General features: G+C 73.0%; 14 protein-coding genes. All 14 read right to left on the bottom strand.

Going from position 1 to position 17043, the window contains the following annotated elements; translation table 11 throughout:
* Positions 1-110: 110 nt before the first annotated feature.
* A complete protein-coding gene (locus ACFVS9_RS31645) occupies positions 111-767 on the bottom strand; it encodes a PaaI family thioesterase (protein ID WP_389938000.1) in 657 nt (218 codons plus the stop codon).
* The gene (locus ACFVS9_RS31640; protein ID WP_389937997.1) at positions 764-1636 is read right to left on the bottom strand and encodes a MaoC/PaaZ C-terminal domain-containing protein; all 873 of its coding nucleotides are present in this window, start codon (positions 1634-1636) and stop codon (positions 764-766) included. Before ACFVS9_RS31640 ends, ACFVS9_RS31645 begins: the two co-directional genes overlap by 4 nt.
* A complete protein-coding gene (locus tag ACFVS9_RS31635) occupies positions 1633-3849 on the bottom strand; it encodes an acyl-CoA dehydrogenase (protein ID WP_389937994.1) in 2217 nt (738 codons plus the stop codon). The genes ACFVS9_RS31640 and ACFVS9_RS31635 overlap by 4 nt, the downstream gene beginning before the upstream one ends.
* A gap of 6 nt (positions 3850-3855) precedes the next feature.
* Positions 3856-5016 carry a steroid 3-ketoacyl-CoA thiolase gene (locus ACFVS9_RS31630; RefSeq protein ID WP_383117747.1) on the bottom strand — a complete coding sequence of 387 codons (1161 nt, stop codon included), beginning with the start codon at positions 5014-5016 and terminating at the stop codon, positions 3856-3858.
* Between the two features lie 246 nt (positions 5017-5262).
* Positions 5263-6057, bottom strand: a complete 795-nt coding sequence (locus tag ACFVS9_RS31625; RefSeq protein WP_389937989.1) for an SDR family oxidoreductase — start codon at positions 6055-6057, stop codon at positions 5263-5265.
* Between the two features lie 36 nt (positions 6058-6093).
* Positions 6094-6846, bottom strand: a complete 753-nt coding sequence (locus ACFVS9_RS31620; protein WP_389937986.1) for an SDR family NAD(P)-dependent oxidoreductase — start codon at positions 6844-6846, stop codon at positions 6094-6096.
* 145 nt (positions 6847-6991) lie between these two features.
* Positions 6992-8734 carry an FAD-binding protein gene (locus tag ACFVS9_RS31615; RefSeq protein WP_389937983.1) on the bottom strand — a complete coding sequence of 581 codons (1743 nt, stop codon included), beginning with the start codon at positions 8732-8734 and terminating at the stop codon, positions 6992-6994.
* Complete coding sequence (locus ACFVS9_RS31610) at positions 8731-9714, bottom strand: VOC family protein (RefSeq protein WP_389937980.1); 984 nt, start codon at positions 9712-9714, stop codon at positions 8731-8733. The genes ACFVS9_RS31615 and ACFVS9_RS31610 overlap by 4 nt, the downstream gene beginning before the upstream one ends.
* Before the next feature lie 44 nt (positions 9715-9758).
* On the bottom strand, positions 9759-10943 hold the full coding sequence (locus ACFVS9_RS31605) for an acyl-CoA dehydrogenase family protein (RefSeq protein ID WP_389937977.1): 1185 nt from the start codon (positions 10941-10943) through the stop codon (positions 9759-9761).
* Positions 10944-10951: 8 nt separating this feature from the next.
* Positions 10952-12016, bottom strand: a complete 1065-nt coding sequence (gene dmpG, locus ACFVS9_RS31600) for a 4-hydroxy-2-oxovalerate aldolase (protein ID WP_389937974.1) — start codon at positions 12014-12016, stop codon at positions 10952-10954.
* 22 nt (positions 12017-12038) lie between these two features.
* Complete coding sequence (locus tag ACFVS9_RS31595) at positions 12039-12947, bottom strand: acetaldehyde dehydrogenase (acetylating) (protein ID WP_383117740.1); 909 nt, start codon at positions 12945-12947, stop codon at positions 12039-12041.
* Positions 12948-13110: 163 nt separating this feature from the next.
* A complete protein-coding gene (locus ACFVS9_RS31590; RefSeq protein WP_383117739.1) occupies positions 13111-14196 on the bottom strand; it encodes a 2Fe-2S iron-sulfur cluster-binding protein in 1086 nt (361 codons plus the stop codon).
* Positions 14197-14236: 40 nt separating this feature from the next.
* Positions 14237-15928, bottom strand: a complete 1692-nt coding sequence (locus ACFVS9_RS31585; protein WP_389937970.1) for an FAD-binding protein — start codon at positions 15926-15928, stop codon at positions 14237-14239.
* The gene (locus tag ACFVS9_RS31580) at positions 15925-16791 is read right to left on the bottom strand and encodes an alpha/beta fold hydrolase (RefSeq protein ID WP_389937967.1); all 867 of its coding nucleotides are present in this window, start codon (positions 16789-16791) and stop codon (positions 15925-15927) included. The genes ACFVS9_RS31585 and ACFVS9_RS31580 overlap by 4 nt, the downstream gene beginning before the upstream one ends.
* Positions 16792-17043 lie beyond the last annotated feature (252 nt).

Below are 17043 nucleotides of genomic sequence, written 5' to 3'. Positions count from 1 at the left end.
CCCGGGAGGCCTGGCGGTGCCATGCGGAGTGCGCTCCCCCGCCGTGCCGACAGGGAGGGGTGCCGGTGGTGCCGTCGGGCGGCGGGGAGCTCGTTGTGCGGGGGTGCGGATCAGCTCGGGCGCGGGAGTTGCTTCGCGATGAACAGGCCGCTGGCCGTCACGCATTCGAGGCCGCCCGCCGTGATCGAGCCGACGGTCCGGATCTTCTTGCCGTCCACGGAGATCTGGCGGCCGGTGACCGTCAGGGGCTCGAAGAGCGGGGTGGGGCGCAGGTAGCGCAGGGTGAGTTCGGCGGTCATGCCGGACAGGCCGGCCCAGTGGTTGGCGACGCCCAGGGTGTGGTCGAGCAGCAGGGCCGACACGCCGCCGTGCGCGCAGCGGGGCGGGCCCTGGTAGGCGAGGCCGAGGGTGACGACGCCCTGCACGGAGCCGTCCTCCTCGCCGACGAGTTCCAGCGGCGGGGCGATGGCGTTCTCGGGCCCGGTGACGGGGTCGTGCCGGGTGACGCCCTCGCCCTGCCACATGGTGACCAGGCGCTCGTCCAGGCCGGGGGCCCGCTCGGTGAGCCGGCCGGTGAGGGAGTCGAGCTGCTTGGTGACGTGTGCCATGTCGGTGTCCGTGTGGTCGCCGGCCCGCAGCAGGGCGTCGATCAGCCGTCGGGCGGCGGCGGTCGCCGCGTCGACGCCCTCGTCGTGGGCGGTGGAGACCAGCCGCCGGGGTCTCGCGACGCGCTCGGAGGGGGCGGGGGTGGGGTGTTCGGCGGTCATGCGGTGATCCTCGCCGTCGCGTGGGTGAGTACGGGGGCGTCGTCGCGTTCCGGGCAGGTCGCGGCCAGCAGGAGCCGGTCGTCCTCGCGCCAGACGGAGGTACGCACCGTCTCGCCGGGGAAGAGGACGCCCGCGAACCGTACGGACAGGTCCGTCAGCCTGCTCGCGTCGCCGTCGAGCAGCCCGCCGACGAGGGCCTTGGCGACCAGGCCGTAGGAGGCGAGGCCGTGCAGGACGGGCCGGTCGAAGCCGGCGGCCTTCGCGAAGTCCGGGTCGGCGTGCAGGGGGTTGAGGTCGCCGTTGAGGCGGTAGAGCAGGGCCTGCTGGGGGCTGGTCGGGGTGTCGAGGACGGTGTCGGGGGCGCGGCCGGGCGCGTTCCACTCGGGCCGCGGTCCGGGCTCGCCGCCGAAGCCGCCGGCGCCGCGGGCCCAGATCTGCGTCCGGCTGGTCCACAGCGGCTCGTCGTCGGGCCCGGTCGCCGTGGACTCCCGTACGATCACGGCCGCCTTGCCCTTGTCCCAGACCTCGGCGACGTGGGAGGAGAGGGTGGCCGTGCCGGCTGCCGGGAGGGGGCGGTGGATCCTCAGTTCCTGGCCGGCGTGGAGGATGCGGCGCAGGTCGATCTCGATGCCGGGCAGTTCGAACGACGGGTCCGGGTGGGTGCCCGAGGAGATGCCGGTGCCGGCGACCATCGCGAAGGTGGGCAGGACCGTCAGGCCGCGCTCGTAGGTGAGGCCGAGCTCCGGTCCGGTGGCGGCGTCGGCGCCCGCTCCGAGGCTCAGGTGGTACAGGAGTACGTCCCGGGTGGTCCAGGTGATCTCCTGGACGGCGGGGGGCGCTCCGAGCGCCTTGGCACGGTCGATCGTCATGCGTGGGCCTTCTGTCCGGTGGTCCTGGGGGCGGGGGCGGGGTCGCGGGGCAGGCCGAGGATGCGCTCGGCGATGATGTTGAGCTGGACCTCGGTCGTGCCGCCCGCGATGGACATGCAGCGGGAGTTGAGGAACCACCAGGTGGGGTCCTGGCGGGGGCCCTCGCCGGTGAGGGCTGCGTCGCCGAGCCAGTCCACGGCGGTCTCCCACACTTCCTGGAGGTGTTCCACGCCGGTCAGTTTGGCGATGCTGGCCTCCGCGCCGGGCTGCTGTCCGGTGACCGAGCGCAGAGTGGTGCGCAGGCCCAGGAGTCCGCCGGCCTGGGCGTCGCAGAGGATGGAGCCGAGGGTGGTGAGGCGTTCGTCGTCCATGTCCTCGGGGGCCGCGGTCGCGAGGTCGAGCAGTGCCTCGCCTCCGGCGCCGAGCGAGGAGTCGTGGGAGAGGGCGACGCGCTCGTTGGCGAGGGTGGTGCGGCTGAGCCGCCAGCCGTCGCCGGGGGCGCCCACGAGCATGGTGTCGGGGACGAGGACGTCGTCGAGGAAGACCTCGTCGAACTCGGCCTCGCCGGTGATCTGCCGCAGCGGGCGGATGTCGATGCCGGGCGTGTTCATGTCGAGCAGGAAGTACGAGATGCCCTTGTGCTTGGGCGCGTCGGGGTCGGTGCGGGCGAGCAGGATGCCCCAGTCGGAGTCGTGGGCCCCGGAGGTCCACACCTTCTGCCCGGTGATCCGCCAGCCGCCGTCGGTACGGACGGCGCGGGTGGTGAGCCCGGCGAGGTCGGATCCGGCGCCGGGCTCGCTGAAGAGCTGGCACCAGGTGATCTCACCGCGCAGGCTCGGTCGCAGGAACCTCTCGCGCTGGGCGTCGTCGCCGTGGGCGACGAGGGTGGGCACCACCCAGCCGCCGATGACCATGTCGACGGGCTTGAGGCCGGCCGTGCGCAGTTCCTCGGCGATGACGAGCTGGGTGACGGCGTCGGCGCCCTTGCCCCAGGGGGCGGGCAGGTGCGGGGCGGTGTAGCCGCGGTCGGCGAGGAAGGCGGGCCGTTCGGCGGCCTTCGCCGCGGCGGCGAGTTCGGCGCGGACCTCTTCGCGTACGGCCTGGGCGGTGGGCGGGAGTTCGACGCCGAGGCGGCGGCGGGCGCCGTCCAGGGTGAGCCGGGCGACCCGGCGGCGCCACCGTGCTGCGGAGCCGAGGGCGATGCGCAGGGTCTGGGCCCGGCGGAGGTAGAGGTGGGCGTCGTGCTCCCAGGTGAAGCCGATGCCGCCGAGGACCTGGATGCAGTCCTTGGCGGTCGTGAAGCCCGCGTCGACGCCGGTGGCGGCGGCGACGGCGGCGGCCAGTGACGCCTCGCGGGGGTCCTCGACGGCGCCGGGGGCACCTGCGCGGGCCGCGTCCCAGGCGCACGCGCGGGCCTGCTCGGCGTGCGCGAGCATCCGCGCGCAGCGGTGCTTGACGCCCTGGAACTGGCCGATGGGGCGGCCGAACTGCTCGCGGACGCGGGCGTGGTCGGCGGCGGTGGTGACGGCCCAGTCGGCTAGGCCGGATGACTCCGCGGCGAACAGGGTCGCGGCCAGGTCGAAGGGCAGCTGGGAGTCGACGGCCAGGACGTCGCCGGCCGGGACACCGGTGTTCCGGGCGCGCACCAGGGAGGAGCGGCGGGTCAGGTCGTGGCCGCGCCGGTGGGCGGTGTCCACCGCGGCGCGCGGCAGCACGACCCAGGTGACGGTGTCGCCGTCCACGGCGGGCAGGACGAAGAGGTCGGCGGTGTGGCCGCCGATGACGAGGCCGGATTCGCCGGAGAGTGTGCCCGTCCCGTCGTCCCGGCGGGTCAGGGTGAGGGTGCCCGGGCGCAGTCCGACGGCGCCGACGAGGGTGCCGTCGGCGAGGGCCGGCAGGTACGTGTCGTGTCCGGCACGGTGCAGGACGGCCGCGGCGAGGGTGGTCGGCAGGAACGGGCCGGGCGTGACGGACCGCCCCAGTTCCTCGACCACGACGGCGAGTTCGGTGAGACCGTAGCCCGCTCCGCCGTTCTCCTCGGGCAGGTGGAGGCCGAGGAGGCCCTGTCCGGCGAGGGCGTGCCAGTACGGCGGAAGCGTCTCGTCCTCGGCGTCGACCGCCTTGCGCAGGACGTCCGCGGTGACGTGCCGGCCGGTGAAGGCGCGTACGGAGTCGCGCAGGTCACGGTGTTCCTCGGTCAGCCCGATGGTCATGGTGTCTCAGATCCGTTCGATGATCGTCGCCGTCGAGTGCGCGCCGCCGGCGCACATGGTGATCAGCGCGGTGGACTTGTCGGCACGCTCCATCTCGTGGAGTGCCTGGGTGATCAGCCGGGCGCCGGTGGAGCCCACCGCGTGGCCGAGCGCGATGGCGCCGCCGTTGACGTTGACCTTGCCCATGTCGGCCTTGTGGACCTGGGCCCAGGAGAGCACCACGGACGCGAACGCCTCGTTGATCTCGACGAGGTCGATGTCGTCCAGGGTCATCCCGGATTTCTTCAGGACCTCGCGGGTGGCTTCGACGGGGCCGTCGAGGTGGTAGTAGGGGTCGGCGCCGACCATCGTGGAGGCGATGATCCGGGCGCGGCCGCGCAGTCCGAGACTGTCGGCGCGCTCCTTGTTCATGAGCAGGACGGCGGCGGCGCCGTCGCTGATCTGGGAGGAGTTGCCCGCGGTGTGGATGCCGTCGGGGATCACGGGCCTGAGCCCGGCGAGGCCTTCGGCGGTGGTGTCCCTGAGGCCCTGGTCACGGGAGACGACGGCACGCTCACCGCTGGGTCCCTCTGCGGTCATGACCGGGGCGTCGACGTCGATGATCTGTCCGGCGAAGCGGCCCTCCGCCCAGGCGCGGGCGGCCTTCCGCTGGGAGGCGAGCCCGAGGGCGTCGGCCTCGGAGCGGGTGATGCCGCGGTGGTGGGCGATCCGCTCGGCGGCGCTGAACTGGTCCGGCATGTCCAGGGACCAGGTCTCCGGTACGGGGATGCCGGTGCCGGGGGTCTGCGCCTGTCCGAGGAAGACCCGGCTCATCGACTCGACGCCGCAGCCGATGCCCACGTCGATGGTGCCCGCGGTGATCAGCCCGTGGATCAGGTGCACGGCCTGCTGCGAGGAACCGCAGGCGCAGTCGACCGAGGTGCAGGCGGTCGTGTACGGCAGACCGCTGTGCAGCCACGCGGTGCGGGTGACGTTGTTGGACTGCTCGCCGGCCTGGGTGACACAACCGCCGACGACCTGCTCGACCAGCTCGGGTGCGAGGCCCGCCCGGTCCAGCAGGCCCTTCTGTGCCAGGCCCAGCAGTTCGGCCGGGTGCAGGCCCGACAGGACCCCGCGGCGCCGGCCCACCGGCGTGCGCGCGGCTTCGACTATGACGGCCTCGGCCATGGTTCTCCGTAGGTGTGAAGCGGCCCGCCAGGGGCCGGAGAGGATGCGTCTGGGGCGCCTGTTGGGTTGCGCCACCCACAGAACTAGAATTCATTCTGGTCAAAAGCAAGTGGCCGTCCCACTGAGTGGGTACGGCCCAGCCGTCCGGCCCCCTGTCGTGCGGGGGCCGGGGCGCGCCCCGGCCCGGTCCTGGCCGGCCGGTCCGGTTCCGGTCCGCCAGGACCGCTCCCGACCGGCCTCGTCGGGTCAGACGTGGTCCGGGCCGCGCAGGACAGCCTCGGCGCCTCCGTCGACGTACAGCACCTGGCCGGTCACATGGGTGTTCTCCACGCCGGTCAGCCAGCGCAGGGCCCGCGCGACGACCTCGGGCTCGGCGGGGCCGTTCAGCGGCATGGGCACGGCCTGCGCGACGATCCTGCGCTGCTCCTCGGTGACGGCCACGGCGGCGTGCATCGGGGTGAGCACCACGCCGGGACCGACGGCGTTCAGCGGGATGCCCGCGCCGGCCCACGCGTCGCTGACAGCGGTGCGGCGCACCCAGCGGGCCAGCGCCGCCTTGGAGGCGGGGTAGAGGGCGCGGCCCGCGCCCGCTTCCGCCAGGGCGGCGGCCGCGGCGAGCGCGGCCGGCTCGTCACCGGCGAGGCAGGCGCCGACGACGTCGTCGGCGCCGGTCTTCGTCCCGACGATGGAACCGACGAACGCGGCGCGGGGCGCGTCGGCGCGGGCGAGGGCGGGGCGCAGGCCCTGGAGGATCTCGGTGACGCCGAAGTAGTTGACGGCGATGGTGGCGGGCACCTGCGCGGAGATGCCGGCGCAGGCGATCACGGCGTCCAGTACTCCCCCGCTGCGTTCGAGGACGGCGCGGACGGCTTCCTGTCGTCCCGCCGGGGTACCGAGGTCGGCGCACACGTCGGCGTCCTTCAGGTCGACGCCGATCACGTCGTCCCCCTGGTCCTTCAGCAGTGCGGCCACCGCCCTGCCGATGCCCGAGGCGGCGCCGGTGACGGCGACCCGGCGCTGTGCGGGTGCTGTTGTGGTCATGGGTTGTGCCTTCCTGTGGGTCCTGCGTCGGTGTCGTCAGATGTGGGAGCCGCCGTCGGCCCGGATCTCCGCGCCGGTGAGGTATCCGGCGTCCGGGGAGGCGGCGAAGGCGATGACACCCGCGATCTGCTGCGGGTCAGCCGTGCCGAACGGCGCGCGGATGCGCCGGTAGTAGCTGGTGTCGAGGTCTGCGGGAAGCATGTCGGACCGGGAGGTCAGGGGTGTGGCGACGGTGCCGGGCGATACGGGGACGACCCGGATGCGGCGGTACGACATCTCGGACGCCAGGGACAGGGAGAACGCCAGCACCGCGCCCTTGGTCGCGGAGTAGGCGCTCATGAAGGGGTTGCCGTGAGTCGCCGACGAGGAGGCGACGTTGACGATGACGCCCGTGCCGTCGGGCAGATGGCGCAGCGCCTCGCGGCAGAACACCGCGGTGCCGACGACGTTGACGGAGAACAGGAACCGCAGGTCGTCGACGGTGAGCCGGTCGATGGGCGTGGTGCGGTGCACTCCGGCCACGTTGACCAGGACGTCGATGCCGCCCATGGTCTCGGCGGCACGGGACACGGCGGCCACCACCGCGCTCTCGTCGGACACGTCGGCGACATGGGTGTGGATCCGTCCGGTGCCGGGCGGCAGCAGGCCGGCGGTCCCGCGCAGTCCGTCCCCGGACCGGTCGACGGCGAAGACGGCGGCGCCCTCCGAAGCGAGTCGCAGCGCGGCGGCGCGACCGATCCCGGAGGCTGCGCCGGTGATCAGGACGGCGGTGTCCTCGAAACGGTTCATCAGGGCCCTCCACGGCAACACCCGGAGAACTCGCGGCGCGAGCCTCCGGGATCTCGGACGATGGACAGGCCGCCGCGGCCGGCCAGGGGTCAGGGCCCATCGGTCCTACGACAGCGGGACACGGCGGCGACCCTGCCCCGCGCGGTCACTCCGCACTCGGGGCAGGTTCGGAGACCGGGGAGTCGGGCTCGGAGACCAGGGCGGCGGATCCAGAGACCGGGGAGTCGGGCCCGGAGACCGGGACAGCAGGACCGGAGGCCGGGGAGGCGGGTCCAGAGACCGGAACAGCAGGACCGGAGGCCGGGGAGGCGGGTCCAGAGACCGGAACAGCAGGACCGGAGACCGGGGAGGCGGGCCCGGAGACCAGGACAGCAGGGCCGGAGATCGGGGCGGGTGGGGAGGGCCGCGGGGCGGAGCACGCGGCCGAGCGGCCCGCTCTGCGGCCGAAGAAGGTGCCGTCGCCCAGGGAGGTGCCGCTGACGTAGCCGTGTCCGTGGATGCCGGAGGTGGCTCGCCCGGCCGCGTACAGGCCGGGGACTGCGGCACCGGAAACGTCCAGCACGGCACCGTCCACGGTGGTGCGCAGGCCTCCCAGGGTGAATCCGGCGGCGCCCGGCCCGGCACCGGCGCTCTTGCGGTCGCCGGTGTGGAAGCCGAGCCGCGGGTCGAGGGCGGCGAAGGGCGGCTCCAGCGGCCTGACCCAGCGCGGGTTCTTGTGGAAGTAGGGGTCCTCGCCCCGTTCGGCGTGCGTGTTGTAGGTGCCGACTGCCGTCTCCAAGGCACCTTCCGGCATGCCGAGTTCGCGTTCGAGGCCGGCGAGGCTCTCGTCGGCGTACCGGGGCAGCACGCCCCAGCGTTCCGTCTCGGGCACGGACTCGTAGCCCTCCTGGTCGACGATCAGCCAGTAGGGGCCCGGCTGGGTCAGGAACGCCGCCGTGCTGAACAGGCCGGGGTAGACGTCCTCGTTGATGAAGCGCTGCCCGTGGGCGTTGACGAGCAGGCCGCGCACGGCCAGGGCGGGCAGCGTGGTCATGGCGATCTCCACCGCCGCCATCCGCCGGGTGGCCGCCCCCACGGCGCAGGCCATCCGGATGCCGCTGCCGTCGTCCAGCCCGTCGCTGACCTTGCCGAGGCCGAGCAGGGCGGGGGCGTGGTCGGTGAGCATCTCCTCGTTGTCGACGAACCCGCCGGTGGTCAGGACGACGCCCTGGCGGGCGCGCACGGCCAGGTCCTGTCCGTAGCGGCGGGCGGTGACACCCACGATCCGGCCGTCGTCGTCCGTGAGGAGGGCGGTGGCCAGGGTGTCGGAGTGGGTGGTGGCGCCGGCCTCGCGGGCGGCGGCGGCCAGTCTCTCCATCAGGAGCCCGCCGCCGAAGTGTCCGACGGCGGGGCGGTGTCCGCGTGGCACCGGCCGGGCGAGGGTGTCGTAGGGCCAGGCGTTCTCGCCCAGCCACATCAGGCCGTCACGGGTGGGCGGCATCCAGGCGGGGGCGTCCCACAGGCTGTGCTCGAAGGGGACCCCGCGGTCCACGAACCACTGGAAGTGCTCGGTGCTGCCGTCGCAGTAGGCACGCAGCTTGTCCTCGTCGGCGTGCGGCCCGAGGGCCGCCGAGAGGTAGGCGAACATGTCGTCGGCGGTGTCCTCGAACCCGCAGGCCGCCTGTACGGGGGTGCCGCCGCCGAGGTACAGCTCGCCGCCGGAGAGTGCCGAGGAGCCGCCCGGCCCCCCGGCACGTTCCAGCACCAGGACGTCCGCGCCGGCCGAGGCGGCCTCGAAGGCCGCCGCCGCGCCCGCGCACCCGAAGCCCACGACGAGGACGTCGGCCTCGGTGTCGTAGCGGGTGACGGACGCGGCGCGGACGGGGGTGACCGGCCGGGGCGGCGTCATTCGCCCTGCACGGGCTTCTCGGGCGTGCCGGATCCGTCCGGCGTTCCCGGCTCCTCGCTCGTCCCCGGCGGCGAGAACGCCGCGAGCGGCTGGGATCCCGACCAGTCGTGGCCCCAGTAGCTGTCGGCGGTGATCTCCTCGGCGGTGTAATGGCTCTCGTCGACGAGGAGGCCGTCGGTGCCGTACTCCAGGTCCCAGCCGCCGGGGGCGCGGACGTAGAAGGAGACCATCTTGTCGTTGGTGTGGCGGCCCAGGGTGGAGGACAGCGGGAAGCCGTGGCGGTTCACGTTGTCCAGGGCGCGGCCCACGGCGTCGAGGGTGTCGACCTCGACCATGAGGTGGACCAGGCCGGGCGCCTCGCCGTGCGGTGCCGGGCACAGGGCCAGGCTGTGGTGGCGTTGGTTGACGCCCATGAAGCGCACCCGGCGCGGCGGGGTGTCCGGTGCCTGGTGGCTGAGCTTGACCGCGCCGCGCGGCAGGAAGCCGAGGACCTCGGTGTAGAAGGTGACGGTCTCGGCCATGCGGGTGGTGGGCAGGACGACGTGGCCCATGCCCTGGGCGTCGGTGACGAACCGCTGGCCGAGGCCGGTGAGGACGGGGCTGTGGTCGAGGACGGGGCCGAAGAACACCTCGACGCGCATGCCCGCGGGGTCCTCGAAGGCGATGGCACGCTCCACGGCCAGTTCACCGGCCTCCTGCCAGGTGAGTTCCCTGACCGGGAGGCCGGCGGCCTCGACGGCGCGGGCGACCTCGGCCAGTGCGAACTGGTCGCGCACCTCCCAGCCGATGGCCTCGGCCCGGTCGCTGTCCCCGGGCAGCACGACGAGCCGGGCCCGGCGCTCGTCCATCCTGAGGTAGAGGCCGTCCGGGTCGGGACCGGTTCCCTCGGCGAAACCGAGGGCCTCCACGGTGAGTTCGCGCCAGCGGGTGACGTCCTGGGTCCTGACACGGAGATAGCCGAGTCCACGGATGTGCGTCATGTTCTTCGTCCCGTCCTTACCTGTCTGTGGTGGTCCCGCCGGTGTCAGATCATCGAGCGCATCGGGCCCTGCGGGGGCTCCACGCCGATCTGGGTGAGCGCGGCGACGTGGAAGACGGCTCCGGTGACATGGATGGCGTGGGCGAGGCCGGTGTGGGCGTCACGCCAGAAACGCTGGATGGGGTTGGCCATCCGCATGGCGTTCCCGCCGGAACGGGCGACGATCTCGTCCACCGCCCGCACGGCGCGCCAGGCGGCGCGGGCCTGGGTGCGGCGGCCGACGGCCCGCCGGTCGAAGCTGATCTGCTCGCCGGCCGCGACCATGTCGTACAGGCGGCTGATGTTGTCCAGCAGGGCGGCGCGGGAGGCGGCGATCTCGGCGGCGGCCTCGCTGACCGCGTACAGGACGTACGGGTCGTCGCGGACCGCGGTGCCGGTGATCTGGACGCGGTCCCGCTGGTGAGCGAGGTGGTGGGCGAGGGCGCCCTCGCAGATGCCGATGACGGCGGAGGTGATGCCGAGCGGGAAGGCCGCGGAGAACGGCAGCCGGTACGTCGGGTTGGTCAGACCGGCCTCGCCGGCGAGGCTGCCGTCGACGACCTTGTTGTAGTCGATGACGCGGTGCTCCGGCACGAAGGCGTCCTTGACGATGATGTCCTTGCTGCCTGTGCCGCGCAGGCCGACCACGTCCCAGGAGTCGGCGACGATCTCGTAGTCGGAGCGGGGCAGGATCACGTGGACGGAGCGCGGCGGGCTCAGCCGCTCGCCCTTCCCGTCGGCGAGGAACGCGCCGAGGAAGATCCAGTCGCAGTGGTCGGTGCCGGAGGAGAACTGCCAGTGGCCGTTGAAGACGTACCCGCCGTCCACGGGGCGCAGCAGGCCCATCGGGGCGTAGGGGGAGGCGATCCAGGTGTCCTGGTCCTCGCCCCAGATCTCCTCCTGGACGCGGGGGTCGGCCATCGCCATCTCCCACGGGTGGACGCCGACGACGCCGGCGACCCAGCCGGCCGAGCCGTCGCAGGAGGCGATCTTCATGACCGTCTCGGCGAAGTCACGCGGGTGCGTCTCGAGGCCGCCGTACTTCTTCGGCTGGAGCATCCGGACGGCTCCGGTCTCCCGCAGCACCGCGGCGGTCCGGTCGTCCAGCCGGCCGAGGGTCTCGTTCGCGGGCCCCAGGGCGCTGATCTCCTCCGCGCGTTCGGCGACGGCGTCGAGTACGGGATTGGCCATGGCTGCTCTCACTTCCCCGCGGGCGTGGGCCCGGTGGTGTCCGTGGCCGTGCCGGCTCGCTCGGCGAGCCCGACGGCGATCTCGATGAGCTGGTCCTCCTGGCCTCCGACGAGCTTGCGGCGTCCGGCCTCCAGGAGGAGTTCGGTGCCGGAGACGCCGTACTTGGCGGCCTGCCGGGCGGCGTGCGAGAGGAAGCTGGAGTAGACACCCGCGTAGCCCATGGTCAGCGACATCCGGTCGAGCAGCCGGTCGCCGCCCATGAGGGGCAGGACGATGTCCTCGGCGGCGTCGATGATCTTCGGGGTGTCGATGCCGGTGCGGATGCCGAGCTTCTCGGCGACGGCCGCGAACGCCTCGACGGGTGTGTTGCCGGCGCCCGCGCCGAAGCGGCGGGTGGAGCCGTCGATCTGCAGGGCGCCGGCCCGTACGGCGTACACCGAGTTGGCGACGCCGAGTCCCAGGTTCTCGTGGCCGTGGAAGCCGACCTGGGCGTCGTCGCCGAGTTCGGCGACGAGTGCGGCCACGCGGTCGCCGACCCCTTCCAGGACCAGTGCGCCCGCGGAGTCGACCACGTACACGCACTGGCAGCCGGCGTCGGCCATGATCCGGGCCTGCCGGGCCAGTGCCTCGGGCGGGGTGCTGTGGGCCATCATCAGGAAGCCGACGGTCTCCAGGCCCAGTTCGCGGGCGAGCCCGAAGTGCTGGACGGCGATGTCGGCCTCGGTGCAGTGGGTGGCGACGCGGCAGAGGGAGGCACCGTTGTCGGCGGCCTCGCGGATGTCGTCCTGGGTGCCGAGGCCGGGCAGCATCAGGAAGGCGATCTTCGCCTGCCGGGCGGTCTTCACCGCCTCCTTGATGAGTTCCTGCTCGGGGGTGTGGCTGAAGCCGTAGTTGAACGAGGACCCGCCCAGGCCGTCGCCGTGGGCGACCTCGATGACGGGGACCCCGGCGTCGTCGAGGGCGGACACGACGGCCCGTACGTCCTCGACGGTGAACTGGTGCTGCTTGGCGTGCGAGCCGTCCCGCAACGAGGAGTCGGTGACGCGGATGTCGAGGTCTGCGCTGAAGGGCATGACGGGGAGGACTCCTTGGTGGTCAGGACGCGGTGCGCCGGGCGATGATCCGCTGGGCGAAGCCCTCACCGACCTTGGTGGCGGCGGCGGTCATGATGTCGAGGTTCCCGGAGTACGGCGGCAGGAAGTCGCCCGCGCCCTCCACCTCCAGGAAGATCGCGACCCGGGCGGGGCCACCGCCGGCGGTGTCGGGGGCGTCGAACTGCGGCTCGGCGCGCAGCCGGTAGCCGGGCACGTACGAGGCGACCCTGCGTGCCATCTCGTGGACGGATTCGGTGATGGCGGTGCGGTCGGCGTCGGCGGGGATGGCGCAGAACACGGTGTCCTGCATCAGCATCGGCGGTTCGGCCGGGTTGAGGATGATGATGGCCTTGCCGCGGGCGGCGCCGCCGATGGTCTCGATGCCCCGGCTGGTGGTGAGGGTGAACTCGTCGATGTTGGCGCGGGTGCCGGGTCCCGCGGACGGCGAGGCGACGCTGGCGACGATCTCCGCGTAGGAGACCTCGGTGACCCGGGAGACGGCGTGCACCATGGGGATGGTGGCCTGTCCCCCGCAGGTGATCAGGCTGACGTCGGGGGCGTCCAGGTGCTCGCCGAGGTTGACGGCGGGGACGACGGCCGGGCCGAGCGCGGCGGGGGTGAGGTCGATGGCCTGGATGCCGAGCGCCGCGTACTTGGGGGCGTTGGCCTTGTGCACGTGGGCGGAGGTCGCCTCGAAGACCAGGTCGGGCCGGTCGTCCTGGGCGAGCAGCGCGTCCACGCCCTCCGCGCTCGCCGTCAGGCCTTCCTCGGCGGCGCGCTTGAGCCCGGGGCTCTGCGGGTCGATACCGATCATCCAGCGTGGCTCGATCGTCGCGGACCGGAGCAGTTTGTACATCAGGTCGGTGCCGATGTTTCCGGAGCCGACGATCGCGGCGGTCGCCTTGGTCACTGTTCGAACCTCATCCGAATCGAGGGGTCGCGGGGCGTGGTGGTCGTGCGGTCACGGGTCGGCGCGCGGGCGCCCACGGGGCGCGCTCCCCAACGTGTCAGCGCGGCGGGCGGGCCGCCCGTCCCCTCCCGCTGAGCGGGAGTCGGGGCGCGGGCCGGCCGTCTCATCCGTCGTAGGTGATCCTGGTGCGTTCGCCGAGCGGGAGCGCCTGACAGGCCAGGACGTATCCGTCGGCGACATCGCGGTCGTCGAGGACCTCGTTGTGTTCCATCGCCACCTCGCCCTCGACGAGCCGGCAGGTGCAGGCGCCGCAGGTGCCCTCCCGGCAGGAGTAGGGAGCTTCGAGGCCGGCGGCGAGGAGCACGTCGAGCAGCTTGCGGCCGGACGGCCAGGGGAGCGTCCGGGTGGTGCCGTCGAGGGCCACCTCGACCTCGCCGACCGGGCCGTCCTCGGCCGGGGGCCCGTCGGCGGGGTCGCCGGAGGTGTCGGGGGCGGCGAACGGGTCGCCGGTCAGCGAGGTGAAGCGTTCGACGCGTATCCGGTCCGCCGGCACGCTCATGCCGGTGAGGGTGGCGGTGGCCAGTTCCATGAAGGGGCCGGGGCCGCAGATGAACGCCTGCCGGTCGGTGCAGGGCCGGGCCAGGGCCCGCAGGCCGGGTCCCGTGGGCAGGCCCTGTACGGACTCCAGCCAGTGCAGCACCGTCAGCCGGTCGCCGAACTCCGCCGCCAGTGCGACGAGTTCGTCGCGGAAGATCACCGAGCGTTCGTCGCGGTTGGCGTAGAGGAGGGTGACGGACCCGGTGCCGGAGTGCAGGGCTGACGTGAGGATCGACATCACGGGGGTGATGCCGCTGCCCGCCGCGAGGAGCAGGAAGTCCTGGTCGAGCGAGTCGGGGGTGAAGGTGCCGGCGGGCCGCAGGACGTCGAGGGTGTCCCCCTCGGCGACGTGGTCGCAGATCCAGTTGGAGCCGTACCCGTTCTCCGTGCGTTTGACGGTGATCCTCAGCTTCTCGTCGCGCAGCGGGGAACTGCACAGCGAGTAGCAGCGGGCGGCTCCCCCGGGACGTTCGGTGGGCACCCGGACGGTCAGGAACTGGCCGGGCCGGTAGCTGAACCTGGCGTCGCCCTCCGGTGCGTCGACCGGTTCGAGCACCAGTGAGTGCGCGTCGGCGGTCTCGCGGACCACCTCGACCACACGGACCGTGAGGTGGGTGTCTCGCCCCATGGTTCCTCCGTCTTCCTCGCTCACGCGGCTTCCTCGCTCGTACGGCTCACCGGCACGGGGGCGGTCAGGCCCGGCCCGTGCCCGGGGCGCGCCGGGTGCCGGCGTGCCGGGCGGCGACGTAGCCGAAGACCATGGACGGGCCGATGGTGGCGCCCGGACCGGCGTACTCGTTGGCCATGACGGACGCGGAGGTGTTGCCGGTCGCGTACAGGCCCTCGATGTGGCCGCCGTCCTCGCGCAGCACCCGGCTGTGCTCGTCGCAGACCAGGCCGCCCTTGGTGCCGAGGTCGCCGACGTCGATGCGCACGGCGTAGTAGGGGGCCTTGTCGACCACGTCGAGGTTGGGGTTGGGCAGGGTGGGGTCGCCGTAGTAGCGGTCGTAGGCACTGTCACCGCGGTTGAAGTCGGTGTCCTTGCCGGAGCGGGCGAAGCCGTTGAACCGTTCGACGGTCGCAACCAGTTGCGCCTCCGGGACGCCGATGGCGCGGGCCAGCTCCGCGATGGTGTCGGCCTTGTGGACGAGGCCTGCGTCGTAGAACCCGCGGGGGAAGGGCAGCCCGGGCAGGACCTGCGCGAAGGGGTAGCGGGCGCGGGCCTTGGTGTCCATCACAAACCAGGCCGGGACGTGCTTGCCGTCGAGCTGGTCGTGGACGAAGTTCGTGTACGGCGAGGACTCGTTGGTGAACCGCTTGCCGGTGGCGGAGACGATCAGCGACGGCGGGATGCACCGCTCGGAGACGAGGGGGATCGTCACGCCCTTGGGGTGGCGCACGGACGGCATCCACCAGGCGTCGTCCATGAAGTCGAGGGCCGCGCCGAGTTCCAGTCCGGCGAGGATGCCGTCGCCGACGTTCTCCCGCGCGCCGGCGCTGAAGTTCTCCTTGCCGCCGTCGGGCAGGTACTTCTCCCGCATCCGCTGGTTGTGGTCGAAGCCGCCCGCGGCGAGCAGGACGCCGTGGCGGGCGCCGATGCGCACGGTCCTGCCGTCGCGCTCGGCGACGATGCCGGTGACCCGGCCGCTGTCGTCGGTGACGAGGGAGGTCATCGGGGTGCGCAGCCACAGGGGCACTCCGGCGTCCTTGAGCGCCATGCGCATCCGGGCCACGAGGGCGCGCCCGCCGGTGGACATGTGGCGGCGGCGGATCACGTTGGAGGAGACCCGCCAGGCGGCGACGACGGAGGCCCACCGGCCGCGCCACGTCCGCTTGACCATGGCCAGGTCGTGGTAGTCCTTGCCGGTGACCCACAGGCCGAGGGGGCCCTTGAGGCTGTTGGGCCGCTGGTACTTCTCGTCCTCGCCGAGCTTGCGGGTGTCGAACGGGAGCGCCTCGATGGAGCGGCCCATGGGGCGGCCGCCCTCGTACTCGGGGTGGTAGTCGGAGTAGCCCTTGGTCCAGAAGAAGCGCATCCACCGGCTGCGGCAGAGCAGTTCCACCGTGGCGGGGCCCTCGTCGACGTAGGCGTCGAGGCGGGCGGCCGGGACGCGGCCCTCGGTGAGCAGGTCGAGGTAGCGGCGGATGGACTCGCGGCTGTCGTCGTGTCCCCGGGCGCGCAGGACGGGGTTGCCGGGGATCCAGATGCCACCGCCGGAGATGCCGGTGGTGCCGCCGTACATGGTTCCCTTCTCGACCACGACGGTGGACAGTCCGGCATCGGCAGCGGCCAGCGCGGCGGTCATGCCGCCGCCTCCGCTGCCGACGATGACGAAGTCGAACTCGTGCTCCCGGGCGGGGGCGGGGGCGGGGGTGCCGGTCATGCCGACTCCTTGCGGGTCAGGAAGGCCAGTACGACGCTCTCCCAGGCCGCCTTCTGCTCGATCATCACCCAGTGACCGCAGTCGGGGAACACGTGCAGTTCGGCGTCGGGAATGGTGCGCATCGGCACGATGGACATGTCGACGGGGCTGACGCGGTCGTCCCGGCCCCAGGTGATCAGGGTCTTCGGCCTGAGCCGGTGGAGCATCGCCCAGTACGGGGCCTGGTCCGAGGCGGCCGCTGCGGCGGTGCCGGCGGCGAAGGCCTCGCTGCCGTACATCATGCGGGCGTTGGCCAGGGCCTGCGGGTCGTTGGCGAGCTGCCAGCGTTCCTCGACGAGTTCCTCGGTGACCAGGCTCTGGTCGTACACCATGGAGCGCAGCCAGCGGATCAGGCCCAGGCGGGTCGGATCGTCGGTGAACTCGGTAAGGAGCCTGATGCCCTCGCCGGGGCCGGGGCTGAACACGTTGCGGCCCATGCCGCCGATCGTGACGAGCCGGCGGATGCGGTCGGGGTGGCCCAGCGCGTACCGGGTGCCGACGATGCCGCCCATGGAGTTGCCGATGAGGTCGGCCCGTTCCAGGCCGAGGGCGTCGAGGAAGCGGCCGAGGGCGGCCGGGGCGGTGGCCATGGGGTGCCCGTCGGCGGGGTCGCTGACGCCGAACCCGGGCAGTTCCAGGACCAGGCAGCGGAAGTGCTCGGCGAAGGCGGCCAGGTTGCCTCGGTAGTTGCGCCAGCCGGTGACTCCGGGCCCCGAGCCGTGCAGCATCACCAGCGGCGGTCCGTCACCGGCCTCGTGGTAGCGCAGTACGCCCTGGTCGGTGGTGAGTTCACGCGCGGTGGACTCACGGCTCAGCTCCGTCATCGTTCCTGCCTTCGCCGTCCTGTGGTCAACGCCCGGACCGTAGCCAGCGGGGTGGGGGCGGGGCGGGGAACGTCCCGATCAGCGGGACGTGCGGGCGGCCGCGGCGTGGCTCGGGCGGGGGTCGCGGCGGGTGTGCCGGGAGGCCGGGGCGGGTTCCACTCATCGGGAGCGCCGTCGTGCGCGGTCGGGTGCGGCCCTACCTTCGGGCTCCGTTCGCTCACCGCGCGACGCAGCGCCGTCCCCTTGAAGGTG

It is taken from the genome of Streptomyces sp. NPDC058008 (assembly GCF_042886395.1).
Classification (GTDB): Bacteria; Actinomycetota; Actinomycetes; order Streptomycetales; family Streptomycetaceae; genus Streptomyces.
The sequence above is the reverse complement of the archived record's forward strand: the minus strand, read 5'-3'. Positions and strand labels throughout refer to the sequence as shown.

What these genes read in the sequence shown, in the direction of transcription:
- ACFVS9_RS31630 (WP_383117747.1), bottom strand. Translation starts at nt 5,016, where the DNA reads ATGGCCGAGGCCGTCATAGTCGAAGCCGCGCGCACGCCGGTGGGCCGG.
- ACFVS9_RS31640 (WP_389937997.1), bottom strand. Translation starts at nt 1,636, where the DNA reads ATGACGATCGACCGTGCCAAGGCGCTCGGAGCGCCCCCCGCCGTCCAG.
- ACFVS9_RS31610 (WP_389937980.1), bottom strand. Translation starts at nt 9,714, where the DNA reads ATGACGCACATCCGTGGACTCGGCTATCTCCGTGTCAGGACCCAGGAC.
- ACFVS9_RS31625 (WP_389937989.1), bottom strand. Translation starts at nt 6,057, where the DNA reads ATGACCACAACAGCACCCGCACAGCGCCGGGTCGCCGTCACCGGCGCC.
- ACFVS9_RS31585 (WP_389937970.1), bottom strand. Translation starts at nt 15,928, where the DNA reads ATGACCGGCACCCCCGCCCCCGCCCCCGCCCGGGAGCACGAGTTCGAC.
- ACFVS9_RS31615 (WP_389937983.1), bottom strand. Translation starts at nt 8,734, where the DNA reads ATGACGCCGCCCCGGCCGGTCACCCCCGTCCGCGCCGCGTCCGTCACC.
- ACFVS9_RS31635 (WP_389937994.1), bottom strand. Translation starts at nt 3,849, where the DNA reads ATGACCATCGGGCTGACCGAGGAACACCGTGACCTGCGCGACTCCGTA.
- ACFVS9_RS31605 (WP_389937977.1), bottom strand. Translation starts at nt 10,943, where the DNA reads ATGGCCAATCCCGTACTCGACGCCGTCGCCGAACGCGCGGAGGAGATC.
- ACFVS9_RS31580 (WP_389937967.1), bottom strand. Translation starts at nt 16,791, where the DNA reads ATGACGGAGCTGAGCCGTGAGTCCACCGCGCGTGAACTCACCACCGAC.
- dmpG (WP_389937974.1), bottom strand. Translation starts at nt 12,016, where the DNA reads ATGCCCTTCAGCGCAGACCTCGACATCCGCGTCACCGACTCCTCGTTG.
- ACFVS9_RS31620 (WP_389937986.1), bottom strand. Translation starts at nt 6,846, where the DNA reads ATGAACCGTTTCGAGGACACCGCCGTCCTGATCACCGGCGCAGCCTCC.
- ACFVS9_RS31645 (WP_389938000.1), bottom strand. Translation starts at nt 767, where the DNA reads ATGACCGCCGAACACCCCACCCCCGCCCCCTCCGAGCGCGTCGCGAGA.